Genomic DNA, 13,353 nt, shown 5'->3' with positions numbered 1-13,353 from the left:
TCCAATGCAATAGAGGTTGCGACAATCACGAAGTAAGTTGGAGTCCACGAAGACGAAGAAGGTTATTTTAGGATTGTTGCCGAAATAGGTTTAATATTCGTGTGTTGACCTGTTGGGCTATAGAACAACATTCTATAGACTGTCCTGGTTAGCCCCCAGGGAGCGCTATATGATTTGGTTTTAATACTGATGATTATAACCTCGTTGTGAACGGAGCAACGAGGTTTTTATTTACGCTTTATTGTATTGGCTTTATGTTGAAAACATTGGAGGGTTTTTCATTGAAGTCAAGATTTAGATGGATTGCTGCATTATTGACAATCCTAATCAGTTTATTTATTGGATTCAGCTTTAACAGCCGCGAGACCCAAGCTGCTAAAAAAGATTCCAGCGTATTAAAAATAGGTATGGAAGCCAATTACCCACCATACAACTGGACTCAGCCTAAAAAGACAAACGGTGCTGTGCCAATTGATGGTTCAAATTCTTATGCAAATGGTTACGACGTGCAAATCGCCAAAATCATTGGTAAGAGACTTCACAAAAAAGTTGTAGTTGAAAAGACTCAATGGGAGGGTTTATTGCCTGCTTTAACTTCTGGCAAGATTGATCTAATCATCGCTGGTATGAGTCCTACTGCTGAAAGACGTAAGGCTATCAACTTCTCAGAACCATACAGAAAAAGTACTTTTGTCGTTATTACCAATAAAGCAAGTAAATACTCAAACGCTAAGAAATTATCCGACTTTAAGGGTGCTAAGTTAACTGCTCAACAAGGTACTTTGCACTACGACTTAATCAAGCAATTAAAGGGTGCTAAGCGCGAACCAGCTATGCGTGACTTCTCAGCCATGCGTCAAAGTTTAGCTTCTGGCACCATCGATGGTTACGTTGCAGAAGACATCGAATTTGAAAGTTACCACAATGTTAATCCTAACATCATTGCCGTTAACTTGAATAAGATGGCTGGTTTTAAGGTTGATCATGATGATTCCGTAACTAGTATCGGTGTTAAGAAAGGCAACACTAAATTGCTTAACGAAGTTAACGCTACTTTAAGAACTATTTCTAACAAAAAGCGTGAACAATTAATTTCACAAGCCATTAGAGAACAACCTAAGGCTGGTAACGAAACCAAGAAGGAAAACTGGTTAGTAACTACTTGGAAGCAATACGGCGGCATGATTATGTCCGGTATTGGCATGACTTTGCTTTTGGCTTTAGTTGGTACTGTTGTTGGTTTCTTCATTGGTTTGCTTATAGGTATCGTTCGTACCATCCCTACCCCAACTACTCGCGGTAAGCGCTGGGCTTTGAACGTTGTAAAATGGTTATTATCAGTTTACGTTGAAATTTTCCGTGGTACTCCAATGATGGTTCAGGCTGCCGTAATTTACTATGGTATTGCTCAATTCTGGCACTTAAACTTGAACAGAACTATTGCCGCTTTAATCATTGTTTCAATTAACACTGGTGCCTACCTTGCCGAAGTTATCCGTGGTGGTATTATTTCTACACCAGAAGGACAATTTGAAGCAGCTAGTGCTTTAGGTATGACCCACAACCAAAAAATGTGGCACATTATCTTGCCTCAAGCTATTAAGAACTGTTTACCATCAATTACTAACGAATTTATCGTTAACATCAAGGATACTTCAGTATTGAGTATCATCTCAGTTTCTGAATTGTTCTTCGTTGGTACAACTATTGCCAGTCAATCATTCAAGTTCTTCCCAACTTACTTAATGATTTCAGCAATCTACTTAATTTTGACATTTACTATTACCAGAATCTTCAACTTTATCGAAAAGAAGCTTGAAGGTAAAAAGAACTACAACTTGATGGCTAACCAAGTTCAAGTTGGTACTCCAAAAGATGCGGAGGCAAATAATTAATGACTGAATACAACGAAGTAATTTTAAGTTTAAAGCATATGCAAAAGGCATATGGTAATCACCAAGTATTAAAAGATATTTCATGCGATATCAATAAAGGCGAAATCGTTACTATCATCGGGCCATCTGGTGGTGGTAAGTCTACTACTCTTCGCTGCATCAATTTGCTTGAAGAACCAACTGGCGGCGAGATTGATTTCCACGGTGAAAATATTTTATCTCCTGGCTACAACCGTAATACTTTCAGATCAAAGGTTGGTATGGTTTTCCAGCAATTCGACTTATTTGAAAATAAAAATGTTTTGGAAAACTGCATGATTGGTCAAGAATTAGTGCTTAAACGTTCTAAAGATGAAGCACGCAAGATCGCTATGGAAAACCTTAGAAAAGTTGGTATGGAACCTTTCATCAAGGCTAAGCCACAACAATTATCAGGTGGTCAACAACAACGTGTTGCCATTGCTCGTGCTATTTCAATGAATCCGGAAGTATTACTCTTCGATGAACCTACTAGTGCCCTTGATCCAGAAATGGTTGGCGAAGTACTAGACGTTATGCAAAAATTAGCTACTACTGGTTTAACAATGGTCATTGTTACCCAAGAAATGGGTTTTGCTAAGAGCATTTCTGATAGAGTATTGTTCATCAATGATGGTGTAATTACTGAACAAGGTTCACCTGATCAAATCTTTGACAATCCACAAAATGAAAAGACACAGAAGTTCTTAAGCAACTTTAGAAAGATGGACTTCTAAAACAACAAAAATAAGCTTGAAAATTAAAATTCAAGCTTATTTTTTTATTCAATTAAATAATATCGTTATTTTGCTTAATTCGTGCTAATTTCCATCCAGTATCGAAATAACTTTTCCGAGTCATACGCAGGTCATCATAATCGCTTTGCAAACTATCAATTGCATCCTGCAACTTTTTATTTTCCTTCCGAATCGCATTAAGCTCGGGATCATTAACTACACCTTTGAGATGAACTTGAGCAGCCAGATAGCGCCGACGATGTTCAAATTCTTCTTTTAAGGTTCCCAAAGCATTCTCATATTTGACTAGCTTCTTATTAACACCAGAAATTTGATCATTTAATTTAATAAACAAATCATATGACATATCCGATTTAATCCTGTTGCACTCTGCACAAGCCAAAGTCAAATTATCAAGACTATTATTATGGCTCAGTGACACTGGATCCTTATGATCTACGCTGCGGCCACGTCTACCACAATACTGGCAACGATACTTATATTTTGCCCGAATACGTTCACGATCAATATAATCTACTTCATTTAATTGAAAATCGACCCGTAAACCCATTTTTTCCATGTTCTGAGCAAAGGTTACGCCTTGATCGGGTACATAGTCTAATTTTCCATCTTCGCTCTTAATCATATCTAAATTTAAGTCTGAGCGCTTAACCTGCCTCTTAGCTATTTCGTTACCATCATAATCCTGCAAAAAAGCTTCGTATCTTTTACGGATCTTTTTATTTTTTACAATCGGATCAGGTTGAGCAGTATCTTTTTCTTTGCCTACAAAAGTATAGAGCAAACTTTTGGCAAAAGTAGCCACCGCATCGTTAGCATAATCATCTGCATTTAAGCCGCGAGTTAAACAAATATCACAAATACTAGTTAGCTTAGGGTTCATTAACCCTTCCTGCTTAAAATGCAAAGAGTCCATGCGCAAACCGCATGAACTGCACAAAAATTTCACCTATTCATCATCCCCTAACAAAAGAATACTAAAAGCTATCCGTTGCATCTTATCCTTACCTGCAAAATCGCCTTTAAATAAATCTGGCAAAATCTTTTTAATAAAGTATTGCACGCAAACTAAATCATCGAACTTCTTAATAGTTTCAAGACTTTCTTTAAACATTTGCATATAAACTGGGTTCGGATTACCTAACTCAATTTCGCCATATGCTTCATAAAGCAAATCAAGCTTATCACAAACAGATAAAATCTTTCCTTCTAGAGTATCATCTTTTGCTTCTGAAAGGCGCTTAGTATAAATCTCTTGGAATTCTTCAGGAATTTCATCCTTGATGAATTTGGTGGTCATCGTTTCTTCGACGTCGCCAATCATTTTTCTAAGTTGAGGAGTGGCATACTTAACAGGCGTCTTAATATCACCGATGAAGCGTTCAGTATAGTCGTGATTCAAGCTCTTTTCGTAAAGAGCCTTCCAATTGATCTTTTGCTTGCCATGAACTTCTTCGATATCACCCATCATTTGAGCAAGTTCAGCTGTTCTGAAGCAGTGATCGGCAACTGAATGATGATGATATTTAAAGTAGCCCGGTGCACGATCGATTGACTCTAAACTATTAAAACCTTGAATATAAGCATTTAATCCCATTTTTATTCCTCCCCATAAATTCACTAAAATTTTTACTATGTTAACAAAAAAAGACTTTTACTGCAAATGAAAATGACTAGAAAATATTCCTAGCCATTTTCTTTAGATCTTTTCTACCTCTAGCGCTGTCATCGTTGTTAAAGCCGCATCATAGTAATTTTTAGCAGGCAACGGCCGCGCAAAAATATATTGCTGGGACATGAACAAATTGTCAAATCCTTGATTTGAATTAAAACTTACAGCATTAAAAATTGGAGCACTAAAACTAGCAGATTGATACTTATTTAGCGGCTTACCTTCTAAAGTAAAACCTGCAGTTAAAGTGCTTTGCTTACTAAAGAATTTCATCATCCGCTTCAATGTGTTTTTTGCAAGAGGATCGTTAGATTGAGCAAGCATCATTGGTACCCGGCATGCATTCGCTGAAAAATCGCCATCATATTTGGTGGCCACCGCATTGGCTTTTACCGGCTTAGCGTTGCTTTTACTTACCCAAGCAAAGTCTGGGACAAGTCCACTCTTATGTTGATGGCTCAATTGGTTAAGACGTTTTAGCATCGTCTTTTTAATCAAAAGCCACCGTCGATCTCCCGTTTCTTGATAAAAATCATCGAAAAATTCAGGCATTACATCTGAAGTCCGCATTAAATTATAGAATTTGGATTTGGAATTCGCCCAATTTCCCACTGTCAACGTATTAGTCTGCGGATTGTACTCATAACGTAAAATATCATTTATCAAGGCATGGGCTTCATCAGTATATTGATCATTATACCAAATTTTGCTTGCCTTAAGTAAAGCCTCTGCAATAAACAAATCACCATCTGTCGCGCTATTTTTATCGACTTTCCATTTTCCTTGCTTTTTGATCATACGCCAAGACATTAAATCCGTTGTTGCACCAGCAATCCGTTCACGGTGAGCCAAATAAAAATTGTTTAATCTCTCAAAATCATTTTCTTTGCCCCAGCCATTTTTAGCTGCCAAAACATTAATATACATGCCATAGCCTTGACCTTCAGATAAAGCCATCGTTTTATGAGTACGCGGAGTAGTATTAATAAAGCTCTCGTCATTTTTATATTTAACGACGTAATCTCTTCTCCATTGTAAATAAAATCTGTGGCGCAACTGCCGGCTATTGTCAAAACGAACATAAGCCATGATCGCAGCAAAAATTGTAATTATTCCTATAAATGCCCAAGGCAAAAGCTTCAGTCTCTTCATAACTTCTCACCCATTAATCAGCAAATCTCTTTGTCTTAACCCATTTAGTTCCATCACGATGAAATATGCGATCGCAGCAAACTGAGCACACAGCATGGATAGAAACCACAATGAACAATTGTGAATAGGTGAAATATGAAGCAAGCGAAAGCCAAATTTGACTCGTTGTAGCTTGCCCATATTGCGTACACATTGCCACATTAATTTGCAAAATATAAAGCAAAATCATCAATAGCCAGTTCATCAACAAAATTTGTGCAAGCAAAATATTGCTTGAAGTAATAGTAAACGGCAATGTGACATTAGGCTCCCAAATATGGACAATCAATGCAATTAAATTAGCCAAAAAGATTATATCGGATAGCACAATTGCCGCATTAAACCAAAAGAACGTACATGAATAATAAAAAGTTTCTAATTTAACGCGCCAATTGCTGCGATCAAAAATATGCTTAAAATTATTGATTACTACTTCATAATTACCCTTAGCCCAACGCAAACGCTGAAAGTAATAATCTTTGATTCTTTCGGGTTCCTGTTGGAACGCTTCAGAGTTATAGGCCAATGCTATTAACTTGCCTGACCCCATAATTTTAAAGGAGATATCAGTATCCTCGGTTAAAGCGCCATTGCGCCAGCCGCCAATCGATTCAACGTACTGTTTATTAATGATAAAGTTGGTTCCCGGAATGCGGCCAATCTTAAATAATTGCCAAATGCCGCAATGCTGGACTCGCTGCGTTACAACGATTTCTTGATTGATACATTTAGTTAAGAAATTCTGCTTAGCATTACGCGTTTTATTGCGGCCAAAAGCTGCCATATAACGCTCTGGATTCTCCAACACCTTTCTCACTAAAAAGTACAACGCATTTTCTTCAGGCATGGCATCCGCATCATAAACGCCCAGATATTCACCATGAGCAATCTTTAAAGCATCATTCAAAACGCCTGCTTTTCCGCCCGTACCAGTCCTTCTAATTACCTGAGCATTGCGGCCTTGATATTGCTTTTGAGCTAATACCTTGTCCAGTACATCTGCAGTTTTGTCTTCGCAGTTATCTGCATAAAATAAAATCTCTAACTTATCCTTAGGATAATTCAAATCTAAAATAGCCGTTGCGGTCTTTTCAATCACTAGTTCCTCATTATGAGCAGGTACCACGATTGTTACCTTAGGATATCTCTTAAGCGGCGTAATTCTAACCAAAACCTTGCTGTGTATTAACCAGAATAGCACAGCTCCAGCCAGAGTAATTATCGACATGAGCAGCGAAAGCCAAATCGAAATTAGAGTGATTATCTGCATTAAATCATTCATTTTTTCTTTTCCCCCTCGCTTTAACCAGAGATCTTTGCACATTGTAATAAATTTTCAGCGCACAAAAGAAAATAATTACGAAACAAGCTATAAATAATAATGTTATGCCTAATGCCAAAAAGTAGAACCAGTTAGTCATCCTGATCCTCCTTCAAATACTCAACAATAATGTCAGTTTCCAAACCCCGATGTAAATGCTTGACTAGTTTGTCTAATTCTGGAAATTCCTGATAATTTTTTAAATCTATTTTTTGCATCGACATTTTTAAATCAATCGGAATGGGAATAGACATCTTACACAAATTCTCTTCCGTAATGGTGTTTATTCTTTCCATCATTTCCCGGGTAATTTGGGGTGAAATAACCATAAAAGTTCCACCCTCTACATAATAGATAAATTCACTTTTTAATCGGCTCGTTTTTAAAGCCTTAGCAATTTGACGTAAAATTCTCAAATATTCATTAGGATAATATTCTGATAATTGCTTGTAGTGTTCCCAACGAATCAAGCCAACATATGTCCATAAATTAAGGTCGGCATAATTCTTTATTTGTTTTAACTCGCGCTGATAAAATTTATTTGCATTATAGTAAGTCTGCAGTTTTACATTTAAATTATAGTGAGCAACGTGTCTTCGAACATCTTCTTCTCGTGCAGAAATCACTCTCCATTCAAGAATATGATGGCGCAGTATGCTCAATAAAGTAGCCTCAATTGGAAAAACCATAATTAAAGCTATTTTTTCAGATGCAGGCATTACTACATAGCCTAGTAAAAGAAATCCTGCAGCTATGGTAGTAAGAATAATGATCAACCAGCTAATCGTATACCGTGCAGAAAAAAGCCCCACAAATATCGCTAACAGGAAGATCATCATCAATCCATTATCAACATTTGGTGAGAAAGATTCTGCTATCCATAATACAATTACTGGGAAAACAAGTGCTGCTATCAAAGTCAAATATATTAGTCGGATATATTTCTTAGTCATCAGTTAAGTCCCTTCAAAAAATTCCCAATGCAAAACAAAAAAGACCACCAAGAAAATCTTATGATCTCTTAGTAGTCTCTCTGTTTTCATGTTTTAAAAAACGAAATTACTTGTTTTCGTCTTTTGCGGCCTTGTTCAAGAATGCAACAACTGCTGCTACGTGAGCAACACGCTTCTTTGCGTTTCTCTTGTTCTTAGGTCTTTGGTTTGGTTCACAACCAGTGTTGTAGTTTTCACCTTTACGCATAGTACTATACTTCCTTTCAGATTTTCGAAAATCTAGTATATTTTAGCATGTCAATCGTTTAAGTTCAAGTCCAGCTTGAATTAGGTAAGTGTCAATATTTTTGCGGTAGGCTATTAGCCATTAGTCTGACCTTAATTTCTTAAATATTTATTTGATTTATTTTTCTGCTAAAATCGTTTAAATAGCTATGTCCTGCTGTTAAGCTTTCAATGGCGCCGTGATGAATGCCCAGATGAGCTTCATGCGTCTTTCTTAGGCTGGCACGAACTGCACCTTTCAATTCTTCCTGATCACCAATATCGAGCTGTCCACCTGCAAACTCACTGCTAAGCCAGTATTCCAGCTCTTTGTTTTTAATGCAAGTCAGCACACGCAGAATTCCTTCGGCACCATCTTCTGACCAGTATTTTCCTTGCCCTTTGACGCGATAAGTATATTTACGGTGATTGCTTTCACAGCAGCCAATTGCCTTAATTACGGACAAATGACGCATTTTGAATGGCTTAATATCCACCCAGCGACGATGAAGATAGCTGCGCAGGCGCCTTAAATTCTCATGATTTTCTGGCGTATTCAGCTCATCAATCAGATTGCTTTCAATCGTGTCTAAAATCACGTCAGTCAAGTGACGGTCATATTTAAACTCAACTGCACTGATCAATTTGCTTGGCATAGCCGGCATAAAGCCTAAACGGTCCTTGATCTTTTTATTCAAGTGAAAGACATCCAAGAAGTGTTCGTGCTGCCGGCAATAGCCAACTATTTCATCAAAGTCTTTCTTGGCATAGCCAGCACCGCCATCGGCATTACTGATGATTAAAGTATCGCTTAAGTCATAGGTATTGGCTAAATAAGCTTTAATTTCTTGCAAAGCATCCAAGCGGCTTAAAGAAACAAACTCTTTGGCCTGTACTCTCTTTCTGCGCGTCTTGCTTAAATTAATAATATCCTCGCAGACTTGATAGCGATGAAATTCCAGTCGCTTCTTGGTGCCTTTAATCACAACGCCATCGTCTTCAAGATAAAGCACTGGCACCTTTTTCTTTTGAGCAATACCATCGTATCTTTCCTCAGACTGCTGCTGTGCTTTAATCTGTTTGCCTGCTTGCACAATCAGCTTGCCAACTTGACTATGGCTAATATTGAAACAGGAGAGAGTATTAACAGCTAAAGCAGTATTGCGGTAAGTTGCCACGGCGCTAACCTGCAAAATATCCTTCACTGCCAAAACACTGTAACGCTTATATTTGTCATAGCCCATCAGCTTATCCAGTGGATATTTAGCCTTTTTGCCAGGACAAGCATATCTTCTGCGCCAATAGCTGATTTCACCAAAGGCAGTCACAACTGAACGCTTATTTTTCTTCTCGATCTGATAGCCTTGCTTTTTAGTCTCTTCAACTAGACCAGCATCAACTTCTTCTAGTGCTGCTGTCATCAATTCTCTAATCAGATCAAAGAAATAGCACATTAATGCCTTTTCACGGGCAATAACATTATTTTCAGACTTAATAATTTTTACGATATCAGCTATAATAGATTCCATAAAAGACCAGCTTCTAATGTGTTTTTTTCGTTAACATCAGACTACTGGTCTTTTTGTTTGAGCTCAAGTCCAATTTCAAAGGATTTGAGCTTTTTTAATTAATTATTCAACTTACCGCAAAAAATTATACACTTAGTTGAATTAGGCTTCAAGATCATTCGGCATATGGACAACTGTAACGTAATTTAAGATTCTGTTGGCATAGCTTGAATCATCTTGAAACTCTTGGATCGCCTTTTTAGCAAGCTTTACTCGATCGGTAATTAAACCATCCACCTGCTCATACATCATCTTCTTCATTAGCTTTTCATCGTTAATCGTCCAAGCATAAACAGGATGATGCTGCAGATGAGCTTGCCAGATAAAGTCTGAATTCAGTGTGGAATATTCCATCGAATAGCCATCAGCTACACTATGTGGGTACATAAAGTTATAAGGCTGAATATAAAATACATCTAGCTTAGGGTTAATTTGATGAAGACTTTCAACTACGCGGTAGTCCAAGGACTGAACCTGATATTTGTTTTGCAAAATCGTCTTAGCATATTTTTTATTAAACTGCTGGAGCATCTTCTTAGAATCATTAGGCGTAGTCTTAACCTCAATTAAAAGCTTTTGATGCAATTTTTTAGCTTCTTTCAAATATTGATCAAAGCTAACAAGCTTGGCTTGATGACCATCTTCTTTTGCAGTCAGCTTAGTAATTTCTGCCAAAGTTAATTCATGCGGTGCTTTATTTATACCAGTCAATTTTTGTAAATTCTCATCATGTAACACAATAAATTGTTTATCCTTAGTTTCATGCAAATCAATTTCTACATAATCTGGCTTTTCTTTAGCTGTCTTCCTTAATGCTTCAAGCGTATTTTGGACGCCATTTTTATTATCAACGCCGCGGTGCGAAATAACTACAGGCGCATGAGCATTAACTCCGACCAGATACATAATGTTAGTAACAATTGAAGTAATTACAATCAGGCCAAAAATTATGGAAACAAAGCTAATTAGTTTCTTGCTTGCATGATTTTTAGCTGTCTTTTCTTCCATTGGCACTATTTTCAACGGAGCAAAAATAATAAATAAAGCAATGACACCTGACCAAATAAATACTAATTCACTGCCAATTTGAATCAATGATAAGTTAGCTATTGCCAAAATTAAAGCTGGATATTTCCCCGGCAATAAATCCCAAAGCAGCTGCATCCCATACACTGCCAAATAAAAGACTGTTAGTATTACGGAAACGAATACTGCCAGCAAAAACAGACGCCAAATAATTGGCCACCACTGCATCCCTTTAGTCAGTTGCCAACTTTTCTTCATCGCGGTTCTAGTTTTTTTCTGACCAAGAACCATCAATGGCAGCGTAAATAGCAATCTTACTCCAAAGAACAGTACCACTACATAAAATACGATCAAAATCGTCAATAAAATTGGCGTTCTCGTCATGTAGTCAAGAATAAACTCTGGAATTTGAATTTTAGCCAAGAGCGGCGTTCTAAAAACAATATCCGCAAAAGGGATAACCAACAAAAAATATAATGCCAAAAGCAGCAGCGATCCTAAGCGAATTTTTTTGATGTTTTGCCAGATCTGTTTAAAGCTGTTTTTTAAAGTTAAATTTTTACTATAAATTGCTCGCACGCCATGCAATAAATAAGCAAACTGAGCATAAATCATTACTAGCAAAAGCAATAATTCAATTATTAAGATAATAAAAACTACCGTATGCGTCGTAATAATCGTAATTATATTTTGATAAGATACGAATGGAATCGCACCCGCCTGCAAGACAAAGGTTGTAATATAGCGAAATAGCGGAATAATCACAAACTGATTAAGCAAGTCTAAGCTTAAAAACAGCATCAAATATTCCAACCAATGTCTTCTAAATTCTCGCGTATACCCTGCGAATTCTTTTAAAATCAATGTTTTTTCTCCTTATTACTAATCACTTTCCTATTCTAACAAAAAAGACGAGGTATCCCTCGTCTTCTTCATCAACACACATTATTATAATTGCTTTAGCATTGACCACCATTTTTCAGATCGTCTGCTGTAACTTCTTCTGGTTCATATTGACTGACGGTCACACCACCATCAATAATTCCGCTGTCAGAAGACAAACTTAAAGTTGAAGCACGGGCATTTAATACTAAGCCTGGTTCAAAATAAGTAGTCTCTGGCTCTGCAGTGTACAAATCAAGTCCTGCATTATTTTCAATTTTAATATTGTACTTAGGATCTAGCTTTTCTAAAGTAACAAATTGAAAACTATCACCAATGGTACAAGTACCACCTTTTTTAGAGTATTTGTTTGAACCATCATCTAAGGCCAAAATTACAATTTGATGGTCCTTATCCATCTTCTTTTCGATTAACTCTTTTGCTTCAGGTTTAATATTGATTGAAATAGTTTTTTCTGTCATGTTCATTACCTCGCTTTAACTATAGTTTATCATTTTACCCCGTTTTTTCCTAAAAACATGCCTAAAAATGCGCTTTATCTTTAACTTTTTAAAATTTAACATTGCAAGCAACATTAAAAAGGCTCAAAATGGTAAATAGGGTTTTTAGACGATTGTAATATGTAAGGGGGACCTTTTATGACCGTCTTAAAGAATATTGCTAAAGATAGAATTTTACAAATTACCGTTTTAATTACGGTAATCAGTCTTTTTTTTGCTAGACCGCGGTTTGCAGATATTAACTTTCATACGCTATGGTCTGTTGCCGCGATGTTAACGATTATCCAGATCTATGCTTACTTGCACGTTCTGGATGTTTTGGCGTACAAACTTACAAGCATTGCAGATAATACTCGCAAGCTTAATATGTTATTTACAGCCCTTGCGGTTATCGCGGGGATGTTTTTGGGTAACGATATTACTGCATTGACTTTAATTCCGCTTTATTTAAATATTGCGAAGAGATATAAGCTGCCACAAATTTTGCCTGTTACCTTAATTGGTATGGGGGCAAATATTGGTGCTGCGTTTACTCCATGGGGGAATCCACACAATATTTTCTTAGTAAGTCGGTACAACGTCAGTCCACTTAAGTTTTTCGAGTGGTCTGTGCCTTATCTGATACTTTCTTTAATCATTATGTTGTTGGTCTTTTTATTCATTCCTAAAAAAGAGATCCCTACTCAAAAAACAGAACCTATCAGAATTAGTTGGCGCCCTACTATTATTACAACCGTAGTATTTATCTTCTTCTTCTTTGGTGTCTTCAGAGCAATCGACATCATTTGGCCATTGATTGTTGCCATCGTTTTAGCACTTGCCATCAATCCGCGCATTATGCTTAAGATTGACTATGCCCTACTTCTTACCTTTACAGGCTTCTTCATCTTTATCAGTGATATCCAACAAATCCCGGCAATTGTTAACTTGATTCATGACATGGTCTACTCCGAAATCTCAACTTACTTTGCTTCAACCATTTCAAGTCAGGTAATGAGCAACGTGCCATCAACCATTTTGGTTGGTAAATTTACCAACTACGCCCAAGCCCTGTTCTTAGGTTCAAACATTGGTGGTTTTGGTTCTGCTATTGGTTCTATGGCCAATATGCTGGTACTAAAGACCTTCAACCAACACGGTAGCGTAAGCAAGAAGAAGTTCTTTATTCAATGGACGATCATGCAGTTTGCTGGTTTGATTATTTTAACTATCGTTGGATTAGGATTATTAATATTCAGAATTTAATACTTTTCATAAGAATGTCACTCAGGCATTCTTTTTTAT

General features: G+C 36.9%; 12 protein-coding genes and 1 riboswitch. Of the genes, 3 read left to right on the top strand and 9 right to left on the bottom strand.

Annotated features, from left to right (window positions below):
* The first annotated feature begins 2 nt into the window (after positions 1-2).
* Positions 3-176: riboswitch (Lysine riboswitch) on the top strand.
* Positions 177-281: 105 nt separating this feature from the next.
* Positions 282-1,895: an ABC transporter substrate-binding protein/permease gene (locus AADV52_RS09075; protein ID WP_014918085.1), complete on the top strand. Its 1,614-nt coding sequence runs from the start codon at positions 282-284 to the stop codon at positions 1,893-1,895.
* Positions 1,895-2,650, top strand: coding sequence for an amino acid ABC transporter ATP-binding protein (locus tag AADV52_RS09070; protein WP_014918084.1), 756 nt, complete (start codon positions 1,895-1,897; stop codon positions 2,648-2,650). Before AADV52_RS09075 ends, AADV52_RS09070 begins: the two co-directional genes overlap by 1 nt.
* A gap of 52 nt (positions 2,651-2,702) precedes the next feature.
* Here the strand turns inward: AADV52_RS09070 and AADV52_RS09065 are convergent, their stop codons facing one another.
* The 9 genes from AADV52_RS09065 to AADV52_RS09025 form a co-directional block, all read right to left on the bottom strand.
* Positions 2,703-3,620, bottom strand: a complete 918-nt coding sequence (locus AADV52_RS09065; RefSeq protein ID WP_014918083.1) for an HNH endonuclease — start codon at positions 3,618-3,620, stop codon at positions 2,703-2,705.
* A complete protein-coding gene (locus tag AADV52_RS09060) occupies positions 3,621-4,268 on the bottom strand; it encodes a YfbR-like 5'-deoxynucleotidase (RefSeq protein ID WP_014918082.1) in 648 nt (215 codons plus the stop codon).
* A 102-nt stretch (positions 4,269-4,370) separates the two neighbouring features.
* Positions 4,371-5,495, bottom strand: coding sequence for a glycosyl hydrolase family 8 (locus AADV52_RS09055; protein WP_014918081.1), 1,125 nt, complete (start codon positions 5,493-5,495; stop codon positions 4,371-4,373).
* 13 nt (positions 5,496-5,508) lie between these two features.
* Complete coding sequence (locus tag AADV52_RS09050) at positions 5,509-6,816, bottom strand: glycosyltransferase family 2 protein (protein ID WP_014918080.1); 1,308 nt, start codon at positions 6,814-6,816, stop codon at positions 5,509-5,511.
* A 131-nt stretch (positions 6,817-6,947) separates the two neighbouring features.
* Positions 6,948-7,808 (bottom strand): hypothetical protein, encoded by an 861-nt coding sequence (locus AADV52_RS09045; protein ID WP_014918078.1) that lies wholly within the window; start codon positions 7,806-7,808, stop codon positions 6,948-6,950.
* Between the two features lie 106 nt (positions 7,809-7,914).
* The gene (locus tag AADV52_RS09040) at positions 7,915-8,055 is read right to left on the bottom strand and encodes a hypothetical protein (RefSeq protein WP_003548644.1); all 141 of its coding nucleotides are present in this window, start codon (positions 8,053-8,055) and stop codon (positions 7,915-7,917) included.
* A 139-nt stretch (positions 8,056-8,194) separates the two neighbouring features.
* Positions 8,195-9,601, bottom strand: a complete 1,407-nt coding sequence (locus AADV52_RS09035) for an ISLre2 family transposase (RefSeq protein ID WP_126096217.1) — start codon at positions 9,599-9,601, stop codon at positions 8,195-8,197.
* Positions 9,602-9,742: 141 nt separating this feature from the next.
* Positions 9,743-11,530, bottom strand: a complete 1,788-nt coding sequence (locus AADV52_RS09030; protein WP_014918073.1) for a glycerophosphoryl diester phosphodiesterase membrane domain-containing protein — start codon at positions 11,528-11,530, stop codon at positions 9,743-9,745.
* 95 nt (positions 11,531-11,625) lie between these two features.
* Complete coding sequence (locus AADV52_RS09025; RefSeq protein ID WP_003625382.1) at positions 11,626-12,030, bottom strand: iron-sulfur cluster biosynthesis family protein; 405 nt, start codon at positions 12,028-12,030, stop codon at positions 11,626-11,628.
* A 177-nt stretch (positions 12,031-12,207) separates the two neighbouring features.
* Between AADV52_RS09025 and AADV52_RS09020 the strand changes: the two genes are divergently transcribed.
* Positions 12,208-13,314 (top strand): SLC13 family permease, encoded by a 1,107-nt coding sequence (locus tag AADV52_RS09020; RefSeq protein WP_014918072.1) that lies wholly within the window; start codon positions 12,208-12,210, stop codon positions 13,312-13,314.
* Positions 13,315-13,353: the final 39 nt, after the last annotated feature.

It is taken from the genome of Lactobacillus helveticus, from assembly GCF_046109915.1.
In the GTDB taxonomy this organism is placed as follows: domain Bacteria; phylum Bacillota; class Bacilli; order Lactobacillales; family Lactobacillaceae; genus Lactobacillus; species Lactobacillus helveticus.
Note: the sequence above shows the minus strand (reverse complement) of the source record. Positions and strands in the feature narration are given on the sequence as shown.